The sequence below is a fragment of the Streptomyces sichuanensis genome (assembly GCF_020328095.1).
Classification (GTDB): Bacteria; Actinomycetota; Actinomycetes; order Streptomycetales; family Streptomycetaceae; genus Streptomyces; species Streptomyces cinnamoneus.
In genome coordinates this window covers 32,284-56,995 of record NZ_JAIXMK010000004.1, presented here as the reverse complement: position 1 = coordinate 56,995, position 24,712 = coordinate 32,284, and the positions used below count along the sequence as shown (strand labels likewise).

Sequence of the window (24,712 nt, the reverse complement as noted above, 5' to 3'; positions counted from 1 at the left end):
TTTTGCCCGCCCGGAGGCCATCACCCATGTCCCATCCTGACCCCACCGCCGTTCCGGACGAGACCTCCGTGGGCGCTGACCCGCATCCGTGGGAGGACCCCGCCGCCGCCCGTGCGGAGATTGAGCGCCTTACCGCCGAGTTGGCCGGCCGCGCCGCGCGCCTCGCCGAACTAGAGCCCGCTGCAGCCGAGCTGCAGCAGCTCCAGGAAGCCGGCAAGTCCGAATCCCAGCGACTCACCGAACGAGCCGAGGCGGCCGAACGGCTAGCCGACCAGGCGCGCGCGGAGCTTGTCCGCGCGCAGGTCGCCCACGCCAAGGGGCTGACACCTGGGCAAGCCGCACGGCTGATCGGCACCACGCGGGAGGAGCTGGAGGCGGACGCCGACGCCTTCCTGTCCGACCTTGCGCCCGCCGACGCGGGCCCCGGTCGGCCCCTGATGCAGCCGGACCCGACTCAGGGCTCCTCCGGCCAGCGGGCCGCAGCCGACCCAGCGCAGATGTTCGCCGGAATCCTCCATAACTCCCTGCACCATTAAGGACGTTCGCTCATTTCCACCGCCGTCGCCCCCATACAGACCGGAAGCGTCCCCGCCCAGCTCCTCCCCCCGGAGATCACCGGGCCGATCTTCACCAAGGCGGTGGAGAACTCGGCCGTCATGCAGCTCGCCCGCAAGGTTCCCCTTCCCCTCAATTCCTCGACCGCTATCCCCATCCCCGGCGACGTGCCCATGGCCGACTGGGTAGACGAAGGTGGCGCCAAGCCGCTGGGTAGCAGCGGCATCGGCATGCGCAAGATGCGAGGCAAGAAGGTTGCCGTCCTCGTTGCCGTGTCGCATGAGGTCGCCATGACCAATGCAGCCGGTCTGTACGAACAGCTCCAGCACGATCTACCCACTGCACTGGGCCGCGCCTTCGACCGCGCGGCTATCCACGGCAAGACCATGAGCGGCGCACGGGGTCCGTTCGAAGACTGCCTGACGGCCACCCCGAACGCCATGACGCTGGGGACGACTGCCCAGGCCAAAGGCGGCATCTACGCCGACCTGGTCACCGGCACCAAGCTGGTCGCCGCCGCTGGTCATGACACCACCGGTTTCATCGCAGACCCGCTGCTGAAGCCCGAAATGCAGCTCGCTACCGACACCACCGGCAGGCCCATCTTCGTGCAGGACCCTGCCACCCCGGGGACCGTCTCACGCGGCACCCTTATCGGTTACCCCATCGCCTACAACCGGGGCGTGGGCGGAAAGCTTGCCCGACAGTCCACGACCGCCGATACAGGTCTCCGCGCGATCGCCGGCGACTGGGATCAGGCCATCTACGGCTCGGGCATGGACATCACGATCAAGAGCACCGATGTTGGTACCTACGTTGACGCCGACGGACACGTCCATTCGGCCTTCCAGGAAAACCTGATTCTCTTGCTTGCGGAGGCCCACTACGGGTTCGCGATCGGCGATGTGAACGCGTTCGTCACTTACGCCGCCCCTGGCGCCACCCCTGCGCCGCCGAAGAGCTGACCCTCTTCAGCGATTTACCTTTCCTTTACCATCCTCGAGGGTCTGGGGAGGAGGTGATCGGCACTGTCGCGCGTCGCGCCTCAGCACCTCGCCGACTTCCTCGGCCAAGACGTCCAGGAAGAGCGGGCAGCCCTGATCATCACGCAGGCCGAGGCCCTGTGCCTGGCCGTGGTGAGCCCCCTTCCCGAGGGCGCCGGCGCCGTCGTCCTCTCTGTGGCCGCCCGCGCGTACGCCAACCCGCAGGGGATTGTGTCGGAAACGGTCGGCCCGTACAGCGTCCAGCGGCCCCAGTCGCAGGCCGGTCTGTACATGACCCGTGACGAGCGCCGGTCCTTGAAGCTGATGGCCGGCCGCGGCGGCGCCTTCTCGATCAACCCCACCTCCGCAACAGCGGGACCGCCCCCGGGGCGCCCGGCGTCATGGGATCTGCCCTGGTGGTACGGACAGTGATCAATGCGCCCACCCCCGGGTTCGGCGAGGTAGTCACCGTCCTGCGTCCCGGCGCCCCGGTGCGGGACGTGTACGGCAACGACGTGCACGGGCCCGATGAAGAGCACCCGGTGCCCGGCTGCTCGATCGCCCCGCGGTCCGGAAGCGAAACGGTCGGGGGGCGGGACACCGTGGTCGAACACCTGGTGATCTTTGCCCCGCCGGCGGCGGACGTCCGCCCCACTGACCGCCTCCGCATCCGTGGCCTGACCTACACCGTCCACGGGCCGGTGGAGGTCTACCGGTCACCCCTCACCGGCACCACCGCCGGTGTGCAGATCACCGCACGCCGCATCACGGGTTAGCCCCTGCGCCAGCTCTTTAGGCGGGCCGGACCTGGTCTGTCACGTCCGTGCTCTTAGCGTCTTCACCCAGTAGGGCGGCAGCCACGAAGCCGGGCAGAGAGAGCGTTCCGTCGCCGTTCCGGCGCACCTGCGCGTTCTCGGCGGCCGAGCTCAGGCCCTCCGCCAGGCGGTCAGTGATCGCTGCCTCGCGCACCACGATCACGTCCTGGAGGGTTCCTTCCAATCCCGGTGCCGTGACCGTTCCACTGAACCGCTGAGCAGAAGCTGTGCCCATAGCCGACACGAACTTGACGAAGTCGCCATCGAGGATGCGCATGACCGGTTTCAGCTCCAGCCACATCATGCGGCCGGGGGGGATGGGGACCGTCAGTTCGTCCTTCCAGGTCTTGGAGCTGGACCAGGTCTGCGAGAAGCCGGCGGTCACCGACACGCTGACGGTGTTGAAGAAGGATGATTCGACTGTCGTGGAGATCGACATGGTGGTCGATGTCTCGATGGTCTCGGTGCCGCCGATGACCCGCGTGATCGTGCCCGCCGTCTGGTTGTACACGGCCGGGCCGAGCGACGTCGGCGTCCCGAAGTCGTATCGCATCACCTTGTGCCGCCCAATAACCCCCCAGCCCATTCTCCCCGGCGTGCCCGTGACAGGCCACATGGTCGGGCGGATCGTGGATGGGTCAATGACCGGCAGCGAGCCGATGGTTGCGGGGTCGATCCCGAACCCGCGCAGCTGCGCGTCGATGGCCGTGTTGTCCGGGTGCTTCTCAAATAACGCCACGCGCTCTCCTTGTGTCCGCGGGCCCACGCCCGCCGAGCCATGACGGTTGGACCAGGAGCCAACCGTCGAACACACTTTGTCGCCATTTCAATGCCGCGAGTAGCGGCAATCCAGCCATGGTCACGTCAGGATCGGTCAACCCGGCGTCAGGTCAGAAACTGCTGATGGATCGCCCCGCCTGTACCGACCACGCCTGTGTGCGGGGGGGGGGGGGCTGGTACACGACCCACCGGCCAGTGCCTGGAAGAGAGGGGCTGTCGTCGTGCCACCGAAGGTGAAGATCAACCGCGCCGGTCTCCGCCAGCTCCTCAACTCCTCCGTGATCACAGGGGCCTTGGTGGGGCGTGCGGAGGAGATCAAGGCGGTGGCCGAGGCTACTGCCCCGGTGGAATTCGGCACCTACAAGGCGTCGTTCGAGGTGTGGGCCCGGCGCCGGATGGGCGTGCGCAAAGACCGCACGGGCGCCGTCGTGATCAACGTCGCCCGTCACGCACGGTTCGTGGAGTACGGCGGTGACGGCGCCCCAGCACACCACACCCTTCTCCGTGCCGCGACCAGCGGCCGGGGCACGTGATGTGGCCGGACGCTGAAGCGGCACTGGTCGCCTGGCTCACGCCCCACCTGGGCGTGCGGGTGTGCACCGATGCCCCTGCCGACCTGGACCATGCCGTCCCCCTCCTGCGACTTCAGCGGATCGGGGGCGGTGACGACGGGTTCCGTCTCGACCTGGCCGTGGTCGACATCGACGCCTTCGCCGCCACCAGGGCCCAGGCCGCCGGCTTGGCCGCCCGTACCCGTGACGCGCTTCTCGGCTCCCTGCCCGGAGCCGTCGTCCCGACCGCCGCCGCGGTGTTCACCGCTGCCTCCACTGTCTCCGCCCCGGCGTGGCGGCCGTGGGAGAACCCGGCCGTGACGCGGATCGGCGCCACCTACGCGATCCGCCTGCACCGGCACCCCTGAACCACCGCTCCGCCTCGCCTCCGCCCACCCTTGGCGGCGGCCTGCTCTTTCGAAGGAAGCCCTCTTGATTCAGATCACCCGTGCGGCCGACCTGGCCATGGTCGGTGCGAACGGCGGCGGTTGGGTCGCGCCGGAAGGCACCGCCGGCCCGATCGCCCTCGGCGTCCCCGCCGCCCCCTGGGCGGGCCTGGGCGCCATCTCCGACGACGGCCTGAAGTACGGCATTGACGAGGAGTCGAAGGAGTTCACCCCGTGGGGTGTGACCTCGGCTTTCCGTACCCAGGTCACCAAGTCGGTGCGGACTTTCGGCGTGACGATGTGGGAGACGAAGAGCCCTGTCGTCAAGAGCCTGATGTTCCGCGTCCCGGCCGCCGACCTTGCCCCCGGCCCTGACGGCGTGGCCAAGTTCGCGGAGAGCGCGTCCCCGTCGCCGGACCGCCGGTCGTTCTACTTCATCGTGGCCGACGGCGACTCGCTCGAAGGCTTCTACGTGCCGTCGGGCGAGATCACCGACCGGTCGGACGTCCAGTACAAGGGCGAGGACATGGTGGGCTACGAGGTGAAGATCACCGCCTATCCGGACGCTGCGAACAACACCGTGTACCACCAGTTCACGGCGAAAGCCCCGGTCGTGCCGAAGGACCTGCCGACCCCCAAGAGCTGACCCGCCCCAGCTTCCCGCCCCCGCTTGCCCTCCTCGCACCATCCCGGCTCGGCCGGCTGAACTTCTAAGGACCCATGACTGTGACCACGACCGCCCTGTCCACGACCGACCGCGCCACGGCGGGGCAGGAGACCGACGCCACCACCGGCTACGTGCCGGTGGAACTGGCCGGCTACCCGGTGCGCGCCCTGCCCTCGCAGCGCTGGCGCGCCTCCCACCTGCGCGCCCTGAACGCTGGTGACCTCGACCGGTTCGCCGAGAGCGTGCTTCACCCCGACGACGTCGATGCCTGGTACGAGGGCGACCCGACGCAGGACGAGATCGGCGAGTGGGTCGCGCGGGTCGCCGAGGCCAGTGGTGAGGCGCTGGGAAAGTCCAGTGGACGCACCGGGTCCTCGAAGAGCATGCGGAAGCGGTAGAGGCAGACCTACGGCGGTACTACCCCGGTACGGATCTGCTGGACCTGCACCGGGGCCGTCTCACCTGGCGGCAGGTACGCGTGATGATCGAGCACCTGCCACCCGAGGCAGCGACCATGACCGCCCTGCGCAACAACGCGCCGCCGCCCGTCCTCGACGCGCAGGCCGAGGACGCCGACCCGTCCCGGGGCCGCTGGTCCCAGACTGACCTGCTCCTCGCGCAGACCATCGACGCGGTCAACCGCCTCACGCACTACTACGCCCTGGTCAACACCAGCGGCGGCAAGCAGCCGGAGGCGCCCTCGCCGGTCCCGCGCCCCGGCGTTCCCCGCACCCGCGACCACCGCCCGCGCATGAGCGAAGCGGCGGCGCAGACGCTGTTGCAGATCATCAACGGCCACCCCGGCCCGCCCGCGTAGCGCCCGCCTGATCGGCGGCCACTCCCGCACGTAAGGAGGGCCGCCGTGGCAATCGTCGTCGGCTCCGTCGAGGTCCAGGTCATCCCCAACACCCGGGGAATCGGCCAGCGTCTGAAGACGGCGCTTGCCGAACCTGCCACGACGGCGGGGCAGGAGGCCGGGCGCCTGGCCGGGCGGGCGTTCACGCAGGCCATGACCGCCGGTGTCGGCGGCGGCGCGCAGATCGGCACCACCCTCGGCCGCGACATCGCCGCCGCCCTCGCCCCCGCGATCCGCCGCGCCATCCCCGACGCCGTCCGGCAGGGCGGCACCCGGGCACGCCAGCAGGCCACCCGCGAGGGCGAGCAGAGCGGCGGTGCCTTCGCCCGGTCGCTGAAGACCCGGCTGGAGGCAGCATTCCGGACGCTGCCGAAGATCACCATCGGCGCGGACACCGATGAGGCCGACGCGGACCTTCAGGCCCTGCGCGTGCGCATGGAGGCCCTGGCCGGCAAGACGGTCGGGGTCGACATCGATGCCGAGGCCGCCCGCGCGGAAGCGGAGGCCCTGGAGGCCGAGCTTCTGCGCCTCGGCGCCGCGCACCCGGACGTCACGGTTCGCGCGGACACCGCCGCCGCCCGCGCCCACCTCGCCGCGGTCCGCGAGGAGATCGACCGCATCACCGCCCGCCCTGGCGTCATCCGCCTGGAGACCGACGGCAGTTTCGGCGGACGGCTGCGGGCCCAGGTCCAGGCCGCGCAGGCCGCCCTGCCCGAGATCAACATCGACGCGGACACCGCCCCCGCCCGCGCCCAGCTCGCCGCCCTGCGCGCCCAGCTCACCACCCTTGCCGCCGCCCGCATCGGCATCGATGTCGACGCCGGCGCGGCCATGGCGCAGATCGACGCCGTCCAGGCCCGCCTGGCCGCCCTGGCCGCCTCGGACGCGGACATCGACGTCCGGGTGGATGCCGCGCAGGCATCCGCCGCCCTGGCCGCCGTCCGCGCGCAGGCCGACGCCCTCGACGGCAAGCGCATCGATTTCGACTTCTCCCCGGCCCTGCTGGGGACGATGGGCCTGACCCTCGCCCTGGCCGGACTCGCCACCGTCCCGGGCGCGGAGATCCTTGCCGGACAGGTTGCCGGCCTCGCCGCCGCCACCGTCGTTGCCGCGAGCGGCTTCGCCGTCCTCGGCGCCGTCGCCGCCCCGGCGATCATCGGCATCGCCCAGGCTCTCCAGGCCAGGAAGGCCGCAGAGGACGCCGCCGCGCAGGCCACCGACAACGGCGCACGAGCCGCCGTCGCGGCCACGCAGCGAGCAGCCCAGCAGGAAGGCGCCGTCCGGGCCCTGGCCACCGCCCAGCGCAACGCCGCCGAGCAGATCGCCGCGGCCCACCGGCAGGTCGCCCAGGCCGAGGACGGCGTTCGCCGCGCCGAACAGCAGCTTGCCCGCGCCCAGGACGACGAGCGGCGCGCACAGCAGGAGCTGACCCGGGCCCGCGCGGATGCCGTCCGGCAGCTCGAAGACCTGGGCAACCAGCTCGCCGACTCCGCCCTGAACGAGCGGGCGGCCACCCTGCGCCTGACGCAGGCCAAACAGGACCTCGACAAGGTCCGCGCCGACCCGGCGGCCAGCCAGCTGGAGCGGGACCAGGCCCAGCTGACCTACGACCAGGCCGTCCAGGGCCTGAAGGAACAGTCCCTCGCGCACCGCCGCTTGGAGGCTGACACCCGCCGGGCGAACGCGGCCGGCATCGATGGCGCGGATGGGGTCCGGCGTGCGCAGGACGCCGCCGCGCAGGCCCACGAGCGGGTCGCCGACCAGGCCCGCGCCGTCGCCGACGCGCAGGCCCGGGTGGGCGACGCGGTCCGCGGCGTGGCGCGGGCGCAGGCTGCCGCGGCCGACGCCATCGCGAATGCCGAGCGGCAGGTGGCCGCCGCGCAGATGCAGGCGGCCGACGCCACGTCGGCAGCCGACACCGCCGCGCAGAAGTACCAACGCGCGCTCGACGCCCTCTCGCCCTCGGCCCGCGCCACCTTCGACGCCTTCGTGGCCCTCAAGGGCGCGTTCAAGGAGTGGTCCGCCTCCCTTCAGCCGGAGGTGATGCCGCTATTCACCCGCGGCCTCGACGGCGCCAGGGCATCCCTCCCTGCGTTCACACCGCTGGTGCGCGCTGCCGCCGCCGGTACGCGGGAGCTGATGGACGCCACGTCGGCGGACTTCAAAACCCCGTTCTGGTCGCGGTTCCGCGATGACCTGACCAAGTCCATCCAGCCCGCAATTCGCAATACGGGCACGGCGGTTGGGTATTTCTTCAAGGGCTTTGCCGGAGCCCTCGACGCCGCCCTTCCCCACACCGAGAGCTTCACTCAGCGCCTGGTCGACGAGGCGAAACGGTTCGCCGACTGGGGCGAGCGCCTTCGGGATTCACCCGGCTTCGCCGCCTTCCTCGCCCGCATCCGCGAAAACGGCCCGGTCGTCGGCGGAATCCTCCGCGATATCGGCACCACCCTAGGCAACCTCTGGACGGCCCTTCAGCCGATGTCCGGGGTCACCCTCCTTTTCGTCGGTGACCTCGCCCGCCTGATCGCTTTGGTTCCCCCGGGTGTCCTGGAGGCCATCGGCGTTGCGCTGATCACCATCAGCCTCGGCCTGCGCGCCGTCGCCCTGGCGGAATGGCTGGTCAACACGGCCACCGGCGCCATGGCCGTCCTCCTCCAGGCGACGCCCATCGGCTGGACGATGGACCTGATCCTGCTGGTCATCGGCGCTCTCGTCGCCCTCGGCCTGGCCGTCGTCTACCTCTGGAACCGCTTCGACTGGTTCCGCGCGGGCGTACTGGCCTGCTGGGACGCCATCAAGGCCGCCTGCCTGCTGGCGTGGCTGACGGTGATCAAGCCGGTCTTCGACTGGATCGCCGGCATCGTCATGGGGCAGGTCGTTCCGGCCTTCCTGTGGCTGTGGAACTCCACGCTCTCCCCCTTTTTTGCCTGGATAGCGGTTCAGTTTTCAACCATCTGGGCGACGTACGTCAAGCCGGCGTTCTCCTGGCTCGCCGACTTCATCATGACGCGGGTCGTCCCGGCGGTCCTGTGGCTCTGGCAGAACGCTTTCGTTCCGGCTTTCCAGTTCATCGGGCAGGTGGTTTCGGCCGTCTGGGCTGGCGTCCTTCAGCCGGTGTTCTCGGCCCTGTGGTCGGTCATCGCGAACACGTTGTTCCCGGTCGTCCGGGACTTCGCGATGACGTGCGTCTGGCCGATGTTCCAGTTCATCGGCCAGGTCATCAAGGTCGCCTGGGAGACGGTGATTTGGCCGACGCTTCAGCTGTTCTGGTCGTTCATTAAGAACATCCTGTGGCCGGTCATCGTCCTTCTCTACGACGCCGTGGTGAAGCCGACGTTCGCGCTGATCGGTGCCGCGATCGCCGCCGCCTGGTCCTACGTCATCCAGCCTGCGGTCGACGCGTTCGCGTCCTTCCTGAAGAACATCCTCGGACCCGCCGTCTCGTGGCTCTACTACAACGCCGTCAAGCCGACCTGGCGCGCGATAGCCGAGGCGATCTCGTGGGCCTGGGAGAACGGAATCCGGCCCGCCTTCGGCGCCCTGAAAGATGGCATCAACAGCGTCTCCAGTGCCTTCGCCCATGCCAAGGACGCCATCGCGATTTCCTGGAAGAAAATCGAGGGCGCCACGAAGGACCCGGTCAATTTCGTGATCGGGACCGTCTGGAATAACGGCGTCCTTGACGTCTGGAACACCCTGACCGGCTGGATTCCCGGAATCGGCGACAAGCTGAAGATGGAGAAACTCCCTCTCCTTGCTTCCGGCGGCCCGCTTCCGGTCCGCCCCGGGGTCTTCAACAGGCCGACGGCCATCGTTGGTGAGGGGAATCCCCGATACCCGGAATACGTCATCCCGACCGACCCCAAATACCGGGCACGCGCCCTCGGCCTCCTTCAGGCCGCCGGCACGCAGATGCTCGCCAAGGGCGGCATCCTCGGCTCGGCCCTGGACTGGGGCAAGGAGTCGGCCGGTAAGGCGTGGGACTGGACCAGCGACAAGGCCACCAAGACGTGGCGCGGCGTCAAGGGCGCTGCGGACATGCTTGCCAACCCGGGCAAGGCCATGGATGCCCTGCTGAAGCCGGTCCTCGGTGACCTGGACAGCCTGGATGCGGCCACGTGGTCGCAGATGATCGGGCAGGTCTTCCGTGCCCCGGTCACCGGCCTGAAGGACACGGTCGTCGACTTCGTGAAGGGCTTCTTCTCCGCCGGCGGAACCCCCCAGATGGGCGGCGACACCGGCGGCAGCGGAGTCACCCGGTGGACCCCGCAGGTCCTCCAGGCCCTCAGCATGCTCGGCCAACCCGCCTCCTGGCTCGACACCGTCCTGCGCCGCATGAACGACGAATCCGGCGGAAACCCCGGCATCGTCAACACATGGGATATCAACTGGCTCGACGGCACGCCGTCAGTCGGTCTCATGCAGGTAATCGGCCCGACCTTTGACGCCTACGCGGGCCCTTTTAGGAATACCGGTCCGTTCGTCTACGGCACGTCAATTGATCCGCTAGCTAATATCTATTCCGGCCTGAATTATGCAATCCACAGGTACGGTTCATTGTCCGCGCTCGACAGGCCGGGCGGGTATGACAGCGGCGGATATCTGCCGCCGGGGCTGAGCCTTGTTTACAACGGCCTGGGTCGGCCCGAGCCGGTTTTCACCCCGACACAGTGGGACATGATCGCCAACTCCAAGGGGCTCAACTCCACCCCGCAGGACGACGGTTCGCAGGGGAGTGCCCCGGTGATCCACCTGCACGCCGTTCCCGGCGTCCCCACCGAGCAGCAGATTGTGTCCGCGCTGCGATTTGCGGACGTCCTGTACGCCTGACCCAGCGGCGCACGCGCCAACCACCCATGAATGAAAGGGGGTTGGCGCGTGTCCTTACTGGCCACGCTGAATTCCCCGTCGGCCATCGTCTCGGCCGGCATCCTTCCGGAGCCGCAGTACGCGGCCCCCGACACCCCACCCCGCGTCACCCTCACCGCCGGCGGCCAGGACTTCCTGCTCACCGCGGACCTGTCCCACAAGGGGGCGTGCATCGCGATCCTCCCCGGGCCTACCGGCCTGGACGCACCGCCGGTGCAGGCCACGGTCACGGAGTACGCGGGGATGGACGGTGGCCGCCTGGTCAAGACCCGTGCCGCCTCGCGCCGGATCACGCTGCCGCTGCTGCTGTGGGCGCCGACCCGCCCGGAGCTGCTGGCCCTGAAGCGTTCCTTCGTGGCCGCCGTCGTCGCCGGGCGCGGGCCGTGCACGCTGCGGGTGGCGGAGGCCGACGGCACCGCCCGTAGCATCCGCGTGCACTACACCAGCGGGATGGAGGGCGACGAGGGCACCGACGCCGCCGGCCTCACCTACATCCGCTACGGGCTCCAGCTCAGCGCCCCCGACCCCTACCTCTACGGCGACGAACGCACCGAGACCTTCCGGGTCCACGGGGCGCCCGCGTTCCTCTCTCACCCCTCCGGGTCCTGGACGGCGCTGCTGTCCGACACCATGAACAACCCCTCCGCCTGGACGACGGCCGGGACGGTGCTCAACGACCGCCGGGTCACGGACGGCCAGTACACCCGCCTTCCCGCCGGGCGGGCGGAGGCCACGACCGCGGTCCCCTACGACGGGTCGAGTCTGTACCGCCTGACGGCCCGGGTGCGCCGCAGCGGCAAGGCACCCGCCGACGTCCCCACGTCGGCCTCCGTCGGCCTGGCGGGGGCGGGGCCCGACGGGGCCCGCTTCATCACCGCCGCGCGGCTTCCGCTCACGGACGCCGACGGGTGGGTGGAGGTCACCGGCTACGCCCGGGGGTGGGACAGCGACAGCTCCCCCGCAGCCGGAGGCGCAGCCCACCCGCTGGAGACCGCCCCGGGGAGCATGCCCGTGGGCACGGTGACCGTGCGGCCGGTGATCCAGTCTGACGCCACCCCGCTGGACGTCGATCACCTCACCCTCGCCCGCCTCGACGCCACCCCCGCCGGCGAACCGCACACCACCCCCTTCTTCCCCCTGCGGATCGCCCCGAGCGTGATCAGTGACGAGGGCCTGCCGGTCCAGGTCACCTCAGACGTGGACGCGTGGCCGGTCTGGCGGATCACCGGGCCCCTCGGCCAGCAGGACGCAGGTCAGCCCGTCGTCCCCCTCCGCCTGGCCAACCGCACTACCGGCCAGCAGCTCATCTTGTCCTACGGCATCCCCGCCGGCCGGACGGTCGTGATCGACACCCGCCCCGGCATCAAGGCCGTCCACCTGGAAAACCCCGACGGCACCCGCGGCGAAAACCTCTGGCCCTACCTCACCGGCCCGGCCTCCCTCTGGCAGCTCGTCCCCGGGGAGAACCGCATCGCCCTCACCGCCACCGGCGCGTCGGAAGAGTCTGCGGTCACCCTGACCTATCAGCCACGACACCTCGGAGCCTGACCCTGCGGCGCTACCGCGTCGACGTCCGCGACGCGGCCCTCCGCCGTGTCGGACAGATCGACTCCTACACCTCCCTGGACGTCATCGTCCGCCACCTCGACGTCGGCACCTGGACCCTCGTCCTCCCCGCCGACCACCCCCACGCCCACCTCTTCGCCACCGGCGGCCACGGGGTGATGATCTGGTCCGACGACGCCCCCGAACCCCTGCTGACCGGACCGCTCACCAGCATCCGTGACAACTGGTCGTCCACCGGCGGGACGCTGACCTTCTCCGGCGTCTGCGACAACACCGCACTCGCCGCCCGCCTCGCCTTCCCCGACCCCACCCGCGCCCCCGACACCGGCAACGGCCGCTACGGCGTCGACTACTGGTCGTCCGCGGGCCCGGCCGGCGACATCATCAACCGCCTCGTCGCCGCCAACGCCGGGCCGAGCGCGTTGCCGGACCGGCGCGTCCTGGGCCTGGACCCCGGCCCGACGACCGGCCGCGGCGCCCCCACGAAGGTCTCGCTGCGCTTCGACACCCTTCTGTCCGCGACACAGACGCTCGCCTCCACGGCCGGCCTGTCCGTGCGGATCACCCAGCCCGACCCCACCACGCCCCGCCTCGCCCTCCAGGTCGGCACCACCCGTGACCTGCGCGGAGCCGTCCGCTTCTCACCCGACCTGGGCAACCTCAGCTCCTACTCCTACCAGCTCACCGCGCCCCGCACGACGCGCGCCGTCGTCGCCGCTCAAGGGCAGGGCAAGGACCGGTTCTTCTGGCAATGGACCACCCCCGACGCCGAGGCCGAGTGGGCACGGGTGGGGGAGACGTTCGTGGACCAGCGCGACACCGCCATTCCCGGCCGGACGGACGACACGGACGAGCAGTTCCGGTCCCTGCGCACCTCGGCCATCAACGCCCTTCAGCAGGGCGGGGCGCAAGCCGAATTGTCCCTTGCGCCGATCGATACCGAGCAGTGCCAGTACGGGCGCGACTACCGCACGGGCGACACGGTCACCGTCACCACCGCCGCCGGCACTGACCTCGTCCACCCCGTCCGCGAGGTGCACCTGACGGACACCGCGGACTCCAACTCCGTACAGGCCACCGTCGGCACCGAAGCCGCCACCCAAACCCCAGCCCTCTACACCCAGGTCCGGCGTCTGTGGCAGGCCGTGCATGCCCTCAACACCCGCTACTGACTAATTCGGGTATGAGCTGGAATCAAGTTGGGGGTGTCAGAGTTCTCACCCCATCTGTCCATGAAACCGTCGACAATCCCTTTGACGGCGTCGTGCTCCAGGCGCCATGTTCGGGAAGTCTAACCTTTCCTGAGCGCTGCCCATCTTCCCAATAAAGCTCTGCATACCATTTGCGGCGCATCATTCCAGGGTCCACTTGAATGTGCAAAAAAGCCGGATCAGATCGTGACGCCTTGTATGGGAATTTCAAGTCGTCTGACCGGACGTCCTGGTATCCATCTGGAAGTTCAGCCCAGTAGGGGGGAGCTTTGCTGAGGTCAACTCGGCCAAGGTGATAGGTGACTCCGTCGCCACATCCACCTTCAGGCGTTACGATTGTTCCGTCGATTCGGGGTCCGCTGTCTTGGACATGGAAGACAATATTCTTGATAATCACTGCACGCTCGTCCTCTGATGTTGCAAGCACGGAGAGCCAGGCGGGGCCTGCCGGTACTGCGCCGAACGCTTCCGGATCTTTATCCCACGTCTTTCCATTCTTGCGAGGTCCTGACCCCGGCGGCGTATTCATTAGCGGGTCTGAAGGCTTGTTTGGATAGACGAAACTAACCTTCCCCTCCTCGCACCCATTACTTTCGCCAGGTTCAACATATGCGCGCAGAGTCGGCGCACCTTCTCCTTTGGTGAAGATGGGAAACTCTACCGTCCTCCCCCCGATCTCTGCTTTTCCGGAACTGAAGAGGCCAACAGCCCAAGCGGTAACAAGCCCCACAATAACGGTCCCGATAGCTACCCCAACTCGCGCGACGGCCCGCTTGTGCCATGGCTTTTTATCAACGTTGCGTGGGCTTTCAGTCATCTACCCTCCAGGGCTCAGGCAGTGATACTGACTAATAGGGGAAAGTCACTCCTAGGCTCGACCGTTCGACTCCCTGAGGCCAGCCCGACGCACCCACATGGGTTGCTGTGAGGCATCTACACCACACTGAGTCCAACCATCATGAAAGGCCCCTTTGGCCGAGTACTACTTTCCCTTCGACAGCGGCGCCGGCACGACCGTCACGAGCGAGCAGTGGTCACAGATGACGTCCATGTGGCAGACCGACGGCATCCGTGCCCCGCGCACCAGTGACCCCGCCGACCCCCTCGCCACCACGGCAACCGGCCAGGACATGACCGTCAACGTCGCCCCCGGTCACGCCACGGTCCAGGGGTTCCACTACTACTCCGACGCCGAACGCCACGTGGTGATCGCCGCCAACACCGGCACGCAGCCGCGCGTCGACCGGATCACCATCCGCCTCACCCGCACCGGCCAGCGCATCTCCGTCGCCTACCTCCAGGGCACCCCGGCAGCCCAGCCTCGGCCCCCGGCGCTCAGCCAGGGGCAGGACGGCGTCTTCGACGTGCCGCTGTGCCGGGTAGCCGTGGCCCCGCAGGCCGGCGCCATCGCCCCCCGGGACATCGTGGACGAGCGGGTGTACGCCCTGACGCAGACGGTCTACGCCACCGCCGCCGCCCGCGCGGCGTCACCGGAACGGCCGGTGCCCGGCAAGCTGGCCTACCTTCAGGCCGAAGACCGCATGGAGATCTACACCAACGGCACCTGGACCCCTCTGTCCCCCGGCCCCTGGCAGCCCCTGCCCCTCCCCGCCGACGTCGCCCCGCACGGCGGTAACCCCCGGTGGCGCCTGGTCAACGGCACGATCGAATTGAGCGGGTCCGTAGAGCGCAAGGACGGCAAGGACTTCAACGTCGCTGACAGCTGGCTGTTGGCCGTCCTGCCGCCCGAAGCACGGCCGAAGTACATGCGGTCTTTCATCTGCGCAACGTCGTTCAACGCGGTGAAGAACAGCTCGATCCGCATCGACGTCACTTCTGGCACCGACCCGTACCCGGGCCAGCTCCAAGCACAGGTGCAGAGCCCGGTGAAGTGGATCTACCTCGATTCCATTCGCTTCGCCATCGACGCCTGACCCTCACCCCTGGATGCCTGCGCCACTCCCCGCCGACTCACCGGATGACACGACAGCGTCAGGGAGTTTCCCGCAGGTACAGAGCCCCGCAGCTGTGGCAGATGGGGACTTGGCCGGTGCCCCAGAGGTCGACAGACCGCGTAGGAGCAGCGGGATGAAGATCACGACCACAAAGCGCCGTGGAATCTTCCATCCGCACTACGTGCCAGGTTTTGACTGCATTGCCGTCGCCCGGCGAAGCGCCATCCGCGGCTTCTGCGCGTAGTTCGTGTTCCACGGCTTTCTCTCCTGTCTCTTGGCAGACCCCTACGCACAGCCCAACGAATTCAAGCCGCCAAAGAAACGGTGGCGTATCCCAGGCCCCATGCCACGACGACATGGGGCCTTCGTATATCCAACAGGAGTAACCCATATGTCAGTTGCCCATGATGTGATTGCTGTTGCCCGAGACGAGATCGGCTATCAGGAAGGGTGGGAAGACGGCCACTGGAACAACATCCAGCGGTACGCGCCGGCCGTCGAGGGCCTGGAGTGGGCCCAGGGTGAGCCGTGGTGCCACACGTTCGTGAGCTGGTGCTTCCAGGAGGCCGGCGCCGCCGACCTCGCCCCCGTCACCGCTTCCTGCGCCGAGGGGGTCGAGTGGTTTCAGGTCCGGGGCCGCTACACCGACTACCCGGTGATCGGCGGCATCGTGTACTTCGGTCCCGGCGGTGGCTCCCATACCGGCATAGTCGTGTCCTACACCGACGCGGAGATCACCACCGTGGAAGGCAACACCAACGGTGGCACCGGCTCCCCCGAAGGTGACGGCGTCTACCTCATGACCCGCCCCCGCCACAGCTCCTACATTCACGGGTACGGCATCCCCGCGTACCCGGAGGGTGTGGTGCTCGCCGATCCGGGCTGGCGGGGGGAGAAGGGGGTCACGTTCTTCGGGCACGAGGCGAGTACGGACGACATCCCCGAGGGTGACGACCAGCCCGATCGCGACCACGACCGTGGCGCCGGTGGTGGGTATGAGCCGTTCCCCGGAGAGCGGTGGTTCCGTGACGCGCCCGCCTCGCCGATCATCACGGCCATGGGTCGGCGCCTGGTCGAAGAGAACTGCTCCGCCTACCGCGAGGGCCCGGGGCCGCAGTGGACGTCCGCCGACCGCGAGAGCTTTCGGAAGTGGCAGCGCAAGATCGGCGACGCGCCGCATGAGTGCGACGGCTGGCCCGGCCCGCTCCAGTGGGCCGCGCTGAAGGTGCCCCGGACCGCCGGCGCCTCGTGAGTCCTGCCGCTGACGCCCTCTTGCGTATCGGTTCGCTGTGCAGCGGCTACGGCGGCCTCGACATGGCGGTGCAGCACGTGGCCGGCGGCACCCTCACGTGGGTAGCCGACCCCGACCCCGGCCCCGCCAAGATCCTTGCCCACCACTACCCCCAGACGCCGAACCTCGGCGACATCACCACCCTGTCCTGGGACGACGTTGAACCGGTCGACGTTCTGGTGGGTGGGTATCCGTGCCAGCCGTTCAGCACCGCCGGCAAGAGGAAGGGAACCGACGATCCCCGCCACATCTGGCCGCACATCGCACGCGCCCTTGGCACACTACGACCCCGAGTCGCATTCCTTGAGAATGTCGCAGCTCACGTTGGTCTGGGCTTCAGCGACGTCCTCGCCGACCTTGCCGCCCTCGGGTGGGATGCGGAATGGGTCTGTGTACGCGCGTCCGACGTGGGCGCCCCGCACCAGAGGAACCGCCTGTTCATCCTCGCGTGGCCTGCCGACCCCGGCAGCCCGGGACTACAAGGGCGGCGGCCAGAGGGGGCAGCTCCCCACGGTCGTAGCGCACCTGGCAACCACGCCTGCAACACCAATCCGGCCCGGCGGACGCACGGCGCGATGTCCCACCGCGCAGGCGCTTCTGCCCACACCATCAGCGTCCGAGGCCACGGGCGCAGGGCACAGCAGCGGCCGGCAGGGGGGTATGAACCTCCGCTCGGCCGTCTCCGCACTCGACACCACCCTGTTGCCCACCCCTCGCGCCTCCCCGAACGAGAACCGGGCGACCCGAAGAACCCCGTCACAGGAGGCCGGGACGCACGGGAAGAGCCTGGCAGCCGAGGTCTGTTCACTCCGCCCGGCAACCAGGGCGACGGACGACACCGGCGGCCCCCGGCAGACGGGTCACTCGAGCGGGCCTCCGGCCGCGAAGGGGAAAACCCATGGGGGCCCTATGCCGACGCCGTCGACCGGTGGACGCCCATCGTCGGACGTCATGCCCCCCGGGCAACCGATGCTCTGGGACGACTGAACCCCCTGCTGGTCGAATGGATGATGGGTCTTCCGCCAGGCCACGTCACCGCCGTCCCGGGCCTGTCCCGCACCGCCCAGCTCAAAGCACTCGGCAACGGGGTCCTCCCCCTGCAAGCGGTCACCGCGCTCGAACACCTCCGCGACCGCGCCGCCGCCCGCGGCCACGACCCGCTCGCCCCGCCCACTGCCGACCCCTGACCTTCACCCCGGGGCGCTCTCAAGAACGTCCCCGGTCACCGCATGATCAAAGGAAGCCCCCACCTTGACAGACGCCACCCGCCGCACCATCCGCACCACCGTGCAGACCGCGATCACCCTCGCCGCGCTCCTGCCGGTCATTGTTGATGCCGCCGGTATCCCTGCGACCCTCCCGTGGGCGGCCGGCGCCCTGGCCGTCGCTGCCGGCCTGACCCGCATCATGGCCATCCCCGGGGTGCAGGCACTCCTGCCCCGATGGCTGCGCACCGACCCGGCCATCCCGCCGACCCCCACGGACAAGGGGACCGCGTGACCGACCCGACCCCTTCGGACGTCGCCGTCGAGCTGGAACGACTCCGGGGCGTCATGGAGGTCGGTTTCGCTCGCGCTGACGGTGCCCTCGCCCTCCTGGTTCAGAGGGGCGACCAGACCGACCAGCGTCTGACCGACCTCGACACCCGCCTCGACGCCGTCGAACGTAGCCGGTGGCCCCTGCCCTCCCTCGCCGCCGTGGTCAGCATCGCCGCGGTGATCGTGTCCATCTGGCAGGCCACCACCGGCCACTGATACGACCCGCCCCCGCCCCCGCCCCGGCCTCTGGCCGGAGCGGGGGCGCTCTTTGCAGTTATAGGGCATGAAGTAGGGCCCGGTCGAAGGGTGTCGACCGGGCCCTACTCGGGGGATTCACCGCCCGGGACGCCTACAGGGCCGCCGGTGCGGGAGATCTCCCCCTGCCTGTACCGCCCGCCCCCTCGTGATCGGTCGATGCAGGACGGCTGCGGTGCCACAGTCGCCGCGGCGAGAGCCGGGCATGCCGGCGGTGGCGGCGCTGCCGGCGAGCGCGGGCGGCGAGCTGCTGCTCGTGCTCGGGCGAGGCGAGCACGATCACGGTGATGGGGTCCTCGTGGCAGTAGCAACGGAAGCGCATACCGGGGACGCCGACAGGGGGCGGCGTGAACGCCCGGCGGGGGCTCGGCATGGCCCACCACATGACGAGCAGGGCCAGGGCGAGGATCGACAGCGTGATGACGATGATCCCGATCATCACGGGCCCGGGGTCAACGGCGCGCATGCGACGCCCCCTTGCCCAGGGGGGCGGGCCACCGGCGGACGAGCGACCGTAACCGCCGCACCGCACGCGCGCCTCGTGATTCGGCCGGCGCGACATCAAGGCCGGTGTACGCGGCAAGCTCGTAGGCCAGGTCACGGGCGAGGTCCGGTTTCAGCTCGACGAGCAGACGCGTGTCGAAGTGGACCCAGTACACGCGATGGGCGCGCCAACCGACGTGAGTCACGCTGAAGCCTCGGGGCCTGATCATGCGTGCACCCGCCCCGCGCTCGACAGCTCGAAGGTCACGCGCGTTCCCCGCCTGCCGAGCCCCCAGGTCGGGGAGACACGGCACCAGAGCGTGACTCGGCGCAGAACCGCGAGCAACGGTTCCTTGCCGAGGTCTGTGGGAGTGAGCCAGCCGAGGAGGGTGGTCGGTTCGAGTTCGACTCTGTCCTCGACCGTGACAGTGACCCCCTGGGGGACAACACGGGCCGTCACCGTCATGTGCACGGCTTGCGTCTCGCGGTTGAGGATGTACGCGACGGCGTCAGACACGCAGGTACGCGCGTCTTCGACGGCATGGGGGTGGTGACCGGTCCCGGCCAGGAACGCCGCAACCGCGTCACGAGCGACCTTTGCAGTCGCAGGTCTCGCCCGCACGACGAGGCGGCACGTCTCGGATAAGACAAGGTCGGTGGTGCTGGGATTGAGCATCGTTGTACGCACGGAGGTCTCCCAACGGTAGGCCGCACCGCACGTCGTCCGTGGCTTGGCCACCCCCCGGAGCGCCCGTCAACAGGCGTGCAGGCAGCTGCACTTCGGCTCTTCCCGGCGTGCTGTGCGGTGCTACATGGGACCATAGGGCCCACCTGTGGGACGGTGCAACAGTGGTACGCCGGGCCCAAAGGTTTGAGAGCGTGGCACAGTAGGCGGCACACTCAGACCGACGAGGCAGAGGGAGGGGCGATGCCGCCGAGGAGTTACCCGACCGCGCGGCAGCGGCGACTCGGGGCTGAACTGCGCAAGCTCCGTGAAAAGGCAGGCATGTCCGGCAGCAAGGTGGCCGCTTACCTGGGTGGCGAGCGCGCACAGGTGAGCCACATCGAATCCGGCCGATACGGCATCAGCGCGGAGAGAGTCCGACGTTTGGCCGCCTACTACTCCGCAACAGACAAACACCTCATTGACGCACTCGCCGCCATGGCAGACGAGCGCAGTAAGGGTTGGTGGGAGGAGTACCGGGGGATACTGTCGCCGGGATTCCTTGACCTGTCTGAGCTTGAGCACCACGCAACGTACCTGCGGGACGTGCAGATGTTGCACATCCCGGGAATCTTCCAGACCGCCGAGTACGCACGCGAGGTGATGTCAAATAGCATCTCTTCAATGCCTGCTCTGCCGGCGGCCGAGCTGAATGCCAGGGTTAAGCACCGACTCAGCCGCCGGGAGATCTTCGACAGGCCAGCGCCGCCGAAGTTCGAAGCGTTCATCCACGAGGCTGCACTGCGCATGCGCTACTGCGAGCCTGAGACCATGCGGGAACAGCTAGAGTTCCTAAGCGACATGCCGGATTTCCCGACCGTCACGATTCGCGTGATCCCGTTCGAAAAGCGGATCACGAGCTCGGTTCATTCGCTGCTGTACGCAGGCGGGCCGATTCCGCAACTCGACACCGTGCAGATCGACAGTGCGTTTGATGCCGGGTTCCTCGACGCAGAGGCTCAGCTGTCGCGCTACCGGGCCCTGTTGGATTCCGTGGCGGACATAGCGCTCGACCCCGGCGAATCGAGCAAGTTTATCCGACGCATCGCAAAGGAATTGTGAGAGAACAGCTATGACCGGCGAACTCATATGGCAGAAGTCCTCGTTCTCTGGCGGCGACAATAACCAAGCTTGCGTTGAAATCGCGCACGCTTCGCACTTGATCGCAATCAGGGAGAGCGACACCCCGGACGACGTCATCACGACGACCGCGGGACACCTCCGCATGCTGATCAGCGGCGTCAAGTCAGGGCGCCTTGATGACCTGATCTAGCGATCACCCCCGGTGCACGCCCCCCATCGATGCAGGTGGGGGGCTTTTGGCGTACATGGGGCCCAACGTAGGTACGTGAGCCTCAACAGTGCGACTTCCGCCCCACCCTTGCACCGGAGTGGCGACAGCGCTACCGTCCCTGCATCGCCGCTCCGGGCCGCCGAACAAAGCCCGACGCGACACTCAACTCGCCAGGTTCTGCTGACGGTTCAGGGCGCGGTTTCCCGAATGACGCCCTCTACTGCCTGCTGATTTCTGCCACGCTCAGGCATCCGCGGGGGGATTGCCCGAGCCATCCCTTGTCCGATCGACCAACGTCAACGAGAGGACCGGCTGTGACCATCGCGCACCCGCGGGAAGCATTCCCGCTCGCACCTGAGGGAGGGTCGCTCCTCTACAGCAGCGAGCCCCCGACCCACACCGGCAGCCGCCCGTGGATCCTTCGATTCGCTATCTCCCCCGACCCCACCAAAGCCACCGTCAAGCCGCCGGCGTTCTACGACGAGCAGGTGCAGATGTCTGTCGGCCTGTACGACGGCCCCCTGCCGTACATGCAGACAGAAGACCCCACCATTCCGGACGGCGACACCACGAACCCGCCACCCCTCGACGAGGGCGTCAAGGACTGAGCATCCCTATGGCTCCCATCCTCGTGATCGCGGCCCAAGACGACTGGCCGACCGACCGTGTCGTGAAGGTGCTCGCTGACCGAGGGGTGGAGGTGTTCCGCATGGACACCGCCGAGTTCCCGCAACGGCTCACCCTCGCCGGGCGCATTGACGCCCGGCGAGGGTGGGCCGGCGGGCTTTCCACCCCTCACCGCGTCGTGGACCTCGCCGAGATCGGCGGCGTCTACTACCGCAGACCGACCCCGTTCCGCCTGGCCGAGGGCATGTCCGAGCCTGAGCGAAGGTTCGCGGCAGCCCAGGCCCGCGCCGGACTCGGCGGCATCATCTCGGCCCTCGACTGCCGATGGGTCAACCACCCCGCCGCCATGTCCCGCGCCGAGTACAAGCCCCTCCAGCTCGCCGCGGCCCGCGAGTGCGGCCTCACCATCCCCCCGACCCTCATCACCAACAGCCCCGACGCGGTCCTCGCTTTCGCCGGCGACGTCGGCGGCCCCCTCATCTGCAAGCCCGTTGCTTCGCCCGTATTCATCGAGGCCGACGAGCTCAAGATCGTCTACACGCGCAAGCTCACCGAACGGGATCTCGACGACCTGCGAGGCATCGACACCACTGCCCACCTCTTTCAGGCATGGGTCGACAAAGCGCACGAGGTACGGCTCACCGTTGCCGGTGACCGGCTGCTCGCCGCGGAAGTGCATGCCGGCAGCTCCAAGGCATTTACAGACTGGCGCAGCGACTACCCGTCACTGACCTACCGGGCGACCGAGACGCCCGAGGACGTCGCCGAGGGAGTGCGGCGCTTGATGGAGCGCCTTGAGCTCCGGTTTGCCGCACTCGACTTCATCGTGTCGCCCGAGGGCGCATGGACGTTCTTGGAGGCGAACCCGTGCGGCCAGTGGGACTGGATACAGGCCGCCACCGGACTGCCCATCGCCGAAGCCATCGCCGACGAACTGACAGGAGTCGCCACGTGACCGACCCCGCCCCCGAAGCGGCCCGGCCGTACATGGCCGCGCTCGCCGACGAGCTCACCAAGGCCGGCGTGGTTCGGTCTCCCGGGTGGGCCGAGGCGTTCGCCACCGTGCCTCGACACGTGTTCGTGCCGAAGTGGTACGAACAGGAGACCAACGACAAAGGCATCACCGTGTGGCGTCGCCGCCAGGCCGGCGCCACTGAAGACGACCTTGCCGCGGTGTACCGCGACACCACCCTCGTTACGGCCCTCGACCCCGACACCGCCCAGCGGGTCGATGAATCGGCGTGGACCGGCATCCCCACCTCGTCCAGCACCCTGCCAAGCCTCATGGCCGGAATGCTGGAAGAACTCTCCGTAGAGGACGGGCACCGCGTCCTCGAAGTGGGCACCGGCACCGGCTACAACGCCGCCCTTCTGTGCGCCCGCCTCGGCGACCGCGCCGTGCACTCCGTCGACATCGACCCCGAGCTCGTCCGGACCGCGGAACGCCGTCTTTCCAAGATCGGATATGCCCCGCAGCTCGCCTCCGCTGATGGGCAGACCGGCTACCCCGGCGGCGGTCCATTCGACCGGATCATCGCCACCTGCTCCGTGCCGTCCATCCCCCAAGCCTGGATCGAGCAGACGAAGTCCGGATCCGTCATCCACACCGACATCGCCCTCGGCATCGAAGGCGGCCTTGTCCGCCTGACCACCGACAAGGACCACCAGGCGCGCGGAATGTTCACCCGCACCACCGGCCGCTTCATGGCCGCACGGACCGACGCCCGCGTCTACCCCCACCCCAACCATGCACCCGCCGCCCCCGAGGCCGGCAAACGCCCGACCCCCGTCACAGCAGCCGACATCCGCACGCACTACCCCTTCCGGCTACTGCTCGCCTTCCATCTCCCCGGGGCAAAGCTCGTTTACCACCGTGACGACGCCGGCGCTCTGTCGCTCCAGCTCCAGCAGAGCGACGGCTCATGGGCCCGAGCCCCCCTCGCCGGACAGGACGTCGGCGTCGTCACCTACGGCGGACCACTCGACCTCTGGCAGCAAGTCGAGGCCGCGTGGACATGGTGGAACGACACCAGCCGCCCCACCCAAGATCGCTTCGAATACGTCCGCGAACCCGACGGTCGTGCATCCGTGTGCCACACGACCGACGGCCGCCGGTGGGATCTCGCGCCCACCGCATAGCCCCGCCCTGAGCATACGGGAACGCCCCGTCCGGCACCTGGCCGAGCGGGGCGTTCTTGTTGTTCCTGAGGGCTCTGACGTCGTCAGACGCGCCCAATTCCTGGGGAGAATCTGGGGAGAACTGGGGAGCGGATGGGGGGTGCGAGCCCACAAAGCGCCGCTACCCTTGAAACGCTAGGAAACTCAGATTCCGCAGGTCAGAGGCGGTGCGGCGGGCATCCTCGCAGGTGAGCGCCCCCTAGGTAACAGAACCCGGCGTACAGGCCGACCCGTCCGCCTCTAACCCCCTCTGACCTGCGAAAACAGGCTCAGAGGGGGCTTCTTTTGGGGCTCTTGGGAGAATCCGCCGGAGTACTCGGCATCCGGGCCTGCGTCTGCGCCGCCAGGACGACCGACGCGAAGGCGTGGCGGAGGACGTGGGAGCCGTCCTCGCGCGGCATCGCCCACTTCACGCGACGCAGCGCCGGCCGATCGGGCCGCGGGATGACGGTGATCTCCGGCTCCGGGATCACCCCGGCCGCGACAAGGGCCGGCTTCCAGTTGCTTCTCATCGAACGTGGACCGGTTGATCGCGCCGCCGCTCTTCCCGCCGGTGCGCGTGGTGGTGACCAGTAGGCGCATCATAACCAGTGGGCGTTTGTTCCACGGCAGGTTCGTCCGGTCCGGGTCCACTCACGGCAGCGTCACGTCCACTGTGCCGAACCCGGCGACGTGCGCGTTGACGGCCGCGGCGAGCTCGGGCGGGCAGGGCGCCACACGGGTCTTGTTGCCCTTCGGCGGGGCGAGACCTGCACCGGGGCCATCTCACCTGGCAGCAGGTACGCGTCATGATCGAGCACCTTCCGCCCGAGGCAGCGACCATGACCGCCCTGCGCAACAACGCGCCGCCGGCCGACCTCGAAGCGCAGGCCGAGGACGCCGACCCGTCCCGGGGCCGCTGGTCCCAGACTGACCTGTTCCTCGCGCAGACCATCGACGCGATCAACCGCCTCACGCACTACTACACCCTGGTCAACACCAGCGGCGGCAAGCAGCAGGACCCGCCCCAGCCGGTCTCACGCCCCGGCGTCCCCCGCACCCGCGACTACCGCCCGCGCATGAGCGACGCGACGGTGCAGACGCTGTTGCAGATCATCAACGGCCACCCCGGCCCGCCCGCGTAAC

General features: G+C 68.8%; 29 protein-coding genes and 1 pseudogene. 24 read left to right on the top strand and 6 right to left on the bottom strand.

What is annotated here, in order from left to right; translation table 11 throughout:
* Positions 1-26: 26 nt before the first annotated feature.
* From LE181_RS02020 to LE181_RS02005, 4 genes are all read left to right on the top strand, one after another.
* Positions 27-536 carry a hypothetical protein gene (locus LE181_RS02020; protein WP_225659127.1) on the top strand — a complete coding sequence of 170 codons (510 nt, stop codon included), beginning with the start codon at positions 27-29 and terminating at the stop codon, positions 534-536.
* Positions 537-548: 12 nt separating this feature from the next.
* Positions 549-1,520 (top strand): phage major capsid protein, encoded by a 972-nt coding sequence (locus tag LE181_RS02015; RefSeq protein ID WP_225659353.1) that lies wholly within the window; start codon positions 549-551, stop codon positions 1,518-1,520.
* A gap of 171 nt (positions 1,521-1,691) precedes the next feature.
* Positions 1,692-1,970, top strand: a complete 279-nt coding sequence (locus LE181_RS02010) for a hypothetical protein (RefSeq protein WP_225659126.1) — start codon at positions 1,692-1,694, stop codon at positions 1,968-1,970.
* Positions 1,967-2,314, top strand: a complete 348-nt coding sequence (locus LE181_RS02005) for a hypothetical protein (protein WP_225659125.1) — start codon at positions 1,967-1,969, stop codon at positions 2,312-2,314. Before LE181_RS02010 ends, LE181_RS02005 begins: the two co-directional genes overlap by 4 nt.
* A 16-nt stretch (positions 2,315-2,330) precedes the next feature.
* Here the strand turns inward: LE181_RS02005 and LE181_RS02000 are convergent, their stop codons facing one another.
* The gene (locus LE181_RS02000) at positions 2,331-3,092 is read right to left on the bottom strand and encodes a hypothetical protein (RefSeq protein WP_225659124.1); all 762 of its coding nucleotides are present in this window, start codon (positions 3,090-3,092) and stop codon (positions 2,331-2,333) included.
* Positions 3,093-3,354: 262 nt separating this feature from the next.
* On the opposite strand from LE181_RS02000, the gene LE181_RS01995 reads away from it, so the two are divergent.
* From LE181_RS01995 to LE181_RS01960, 8 genes are all read left to right on the top strand, one after another.
* Entirely contained in the window at positions 3,355-3,666 is a 312-nt protein-coding gene (locus LE181_RS01995; RefSeq protein ID WP_225659123.1) for an HK97 gp10 family phage protein, read from the top strand.
* Positions 3,666-4,052, top strand: a complete 387-nt coding sequence (locus LE181_RS01990) for a phage tail termination protein (protein WP_225659122.1) — start codon at positions 3,666-3,668, stop codon at positions 4,050-4,052. The genes LE181_RS01995 and LE181_RS01990 overlap by 1 nt, the downstream gene beginning before the upstream one ends.
* Positions 4,053-4,116: 64 nt before the next feature.
* Positions 4,117-4,716, top strand: a complete 600-nt coding sequence (locus LE181_RS01985; protein ID WP_225659121.1) for a phage tail tube protein — start codon at positions 4,117-4,119, stop codon at positions 4,714-4,716.
* Positions 4,717-4,790: 74 nt separating this feature from the next.
* A complete protein-coding gene (locus LE181_RS01980) occupies positions 4,791-5,135 on the top strand; it encodes a hypothetical protein (protein WP_225659120.1) in 345 nt (114 codons plus the stop codon).
* A gap of 83 nt (positions 5,136-5,218) precedes the next feature.
* Positions 5,219-5,554 carry a hypothetical protein gene (locus LE181_RS01975; protein WP_225659119.1) on the top strand — a complete coding sequence of 112 codons (336 nt, stop codon included), beginning with the start codon at positions 5,219-5,221 and terminating at the stop codon, positions 5,552-5,554.
* Between the two features lie 45 nt (positions 5,555-5,599).
* The gene (locus LE181_RS01970; protein WP_225659118.1) at positions 5,600-10,426 is read left to right on the top strand and encodes a hypothetical protein; all 4,827 of its coding nucleotides are present in this window, start codon (positions 5,600-5,602) and stop codon (positions 10,424-10,426) included.
* A 48-nt stretch (positions 10,427-10,474) separates the two neighbouring features.
* A complete protein-coding gene (locus tag LE181_RS01965; protein WP_225659117.1) occupies positions 10,475-12,013 on the top strand; it encodes a phage tail family protein in 1,539 nt (512 codons plus the stop codon).
* Positions 11,908-13,203, top strand: coding sequence for a siphovirus ReqiPepy6 Gp37-like family protein (locus LE181_RS01960; RefSeq protein WP_225659352.1), 1,296 nt, complete (start codon positions 11,908-11,910; stop codon positions 13,201-13,203). The genes LE181_RS01965 and LE181_RS01960 overlap by 106 nt, the downstream gene beginning before the upstream one ends.
* 22 nt (positions 13,204-13,225) lie before the next feature.
* On the opposite strand, the gene LE181_RS01955 is transcribed toward LE181_RS01960, so the two are convergent.
* On the bottom strand, positions 13,226-14,059 hold the full coding sequence (locus LE181_RS01955) for a hypothetical protein (RefSeq protein ID WP_225659116.1): 834 nt from the start codon (positions 14,057-14,059) through the stop codon (positions 13,226-13,228).
* Between the two features lie 154 nt (positions 14,060-14,213).
* On the opposite strand from LE181_RS01955, the gene LE181_RS01950 reads away from it, so the two are divergent.
* The 6 genes and pseudogenes from LE181_RS01950 (at position 14,214) to LE181_RS01920 (ending at position 18,242) form a co-directional block, all read left to right on the top strand.
* Complete coding sequence (locus tag LE181_RS01950; protein ID WP_225659115.1) at positions 14,214-15,176, top strand: hypothetical protein; 963 nt, start codon at positions 14,214-14,216, stop codon at positions 15,174-15,176.
* A gap of 412 nt (positions 15,177-15,588) precedes the next feature.
* Positions 15,589-16,449, top strand: a complete 861-nt coding sequence (locus tag LE181_RS01940; protein WP_225659113.1) for a peptidoglycan-binding protein — start codon at positions 15,589-15,591, stop codon at positions 16,447-16,449.
* Positions 16,380-16,928: pseudogene (locus tag LE181_RS01935) on the top strand (DNA cytosine methyltransferase); the annotation flags it as partial. The gene LE181_RS01940 and the pseudogene LE181_RS01935, both read left to right, overlap by 70 nt.
* A 570-nt stretch (positions 16,929-17,498) precedes the next feature.
* Complete coding sequence (locus LE181_RS01930) at positions 17,499-17,675, top strand: hypothetical protein (RefSeq protein ID WP_225659364.1); 177 nt, start codon at positions 17,499-17,501, stop codon at positions 17,673-17,675.
* 64 nt (positions 17,676-17,739) lie between these two features.
* Positions 17,740-17,988, top strand: coding sequence for a hypothetical protein (locus tag LE181_RS01925; RefSeq protein ID WP_225659112.1), 249 nt, complete (start codon positions 17,740-17,742; stop codon positions 17,986-17,988).
* The gene (locus tag LE181_RS01920) at positions 17,985-18,242 is read left to right on the top strand and encodes a hypothetical protein (RefSeq protein WP_225659111.1); all 258 of its coding nucleotides are present in this window, start codon (positions 17,985-17,987) and stop codon (positions 18,240-18,242) included. The genes LE181_RS01925 and LE181_RS01920 overlap by 4 nt, the downstream gene beginning before the upstream one ends.
* Before the next feature lie 133 nt (positions 18,243-18,375).
* Here LE181_RS01920 and LE181_RS01915 read toward each other — a convergent pair whose 3' ends face one another.
* The 3 genes from LE181_RS01915 to LE181_RS01905 are packed head-to-tail and all read right to left on the bottom strand — an operon-like array spanning position 18,376 to position 19,452.
* Positions 18,376-18,747 carry a hypothetical protein gene (locus LE181_RS01915; protein ID WP_225659110.1) on the bottom strand — a complete coding sequence of 124 codons (372 nt, stop codon included), beginning with the start codon at positions 18,745-18,747 and terminating at the stop codon, positions 18,376-18,378.
* Positions 18,734-18,970 carry a hypothetical protein gene (locus LE181_RS01910; protein WP_225659109.1) on the bottom strand — a complete coding sequence of 79 codons (237 nt, stop codon included), beginning with the start codon at positions 18,968-18,970 and terminating at the stop codon, positions 18,734-18,736. The genes LE181_RS01915 and LE181_RS01910 overlap by 14 nt, the downstream gene beginning before the upstream one ends.
* Positions 18,971-18,990: 20 nt before the next feature.
* Positions 18,991-19,452 carry an ATP-binding protein gene (locus LE181_RS01905; protein WP_225659108.1) on the bottom strand — a complete coding sequence of 154 codons (462 nt, stop codon included), beginning with the start codon at positions 19,450-19,452 and terminating at the stop codon, positions 18,991-18,993.
* A 240-nt stretch (positions 19,453-19,692) separates the two neighbouring features.
* On the opposite strand from LE181_RS01905, the gene LE181_RS01900 reads away from it, so the two are divergent.
* The 5 genes from LE181_RS01900 (at position 19,693) to LE181_RS01880 (ending at position 23,548) form a co-directional block, all read left to right on the top strand.
* Positions 19,693-20,550 (top strand): helix-turn-helix domain-containing protein, encoded by an 858-nt coding sequence (locus LE181_RS01900; protein ID WP_225659107.1) that lies wholly within the window; start codon positions 19,693-19,695, stop codon positions 20,548-20,550.
* Between the two features lie 10 nt (positions 20,551-20,560).
* Positions 20,561-20,761 carry a DUF397 domain-containing protein gene (locus tag LE181_RS01895; RefSeq protein WP_225659106.1) on the top strand — a complete coding sequence of 67 codons (201 nt, stop codon included), beginning with the start codon at positions 20,561-20,563 and terminating at the stop codon, positions 20,759-20,761.
* Positions 20,762-21,096: 335 nt separating this feature from the next.
* Positions 21,097-21,390 (top strand): hypothetical protein, encoded by a 294-nt coding sequence (locus tag LE181_RS01890; protein WP_225659105.1) that lies wholly within the window; start codon positions 21,097-21,099, stop codon positions 21,388-21,390.
* An 8-nt stretch (positions 21,391-21,398) separates the two neighbouring features.
* Complete coding sequence (gene tgmB, locus LE181_RS01885; RefSeq protein WP_225659104.1) at positions 21,399-22,364, top strand: ATP-grasp ribosomal peptide maturase; 966 nt, start codon at positions 21,399-21,401, stop codon at positions 22,362-22,364.
* The gene (locus LE181_RS01880; RefSeq protein WP_225659103.1) at positions 22,361-23,548 is read left to right on the top strand and encodes a methyltransferase domain-containing protein; all 1,188 of its coding nucleotides are present in this window, start codon (positions 22,361-22,363) and stop codon (positions 23,546-23,548) included. Before tgmB ends, LE181_RS01880 begins: the two co-directional genes overlap by 4 nt.
* A 308-nt stretch (positions 23,549-23,856) precedes the next feature.
* Here LE181_RS01880 and LE181_RS01875 read toward each other — a convergent pair whose 3' ends face one another.
* Positions 23,857-24,099 (bottom strand): hypothetical protein, encoded by a 243-nt coding sequence (locus tag LE181_RS01875; protein ID WP_225659102.1) that lies wholly within the window; start codon positions 24,097-24,099, stop codon positions 23,857-23,859.
* Between the two features lie 276 nt (positions 24,100-24,375).
* Here LE181_RS01875 and LE181_RS01870 point away from each other — a divergent pair, with 276 nt between their 5' ends.
* Complete coding sequence (locus tag LE181_RS01870; protein ID WP_225659101.1) at positions 24,376-24,711, top strand: hypothetical protein; 336 nt, start codon at positions 24,376-24,378, stop codon at positions 24,709-24,711.
* The last annotated feature ends 1 nt before the right edge of the window (position 24,712 follow it).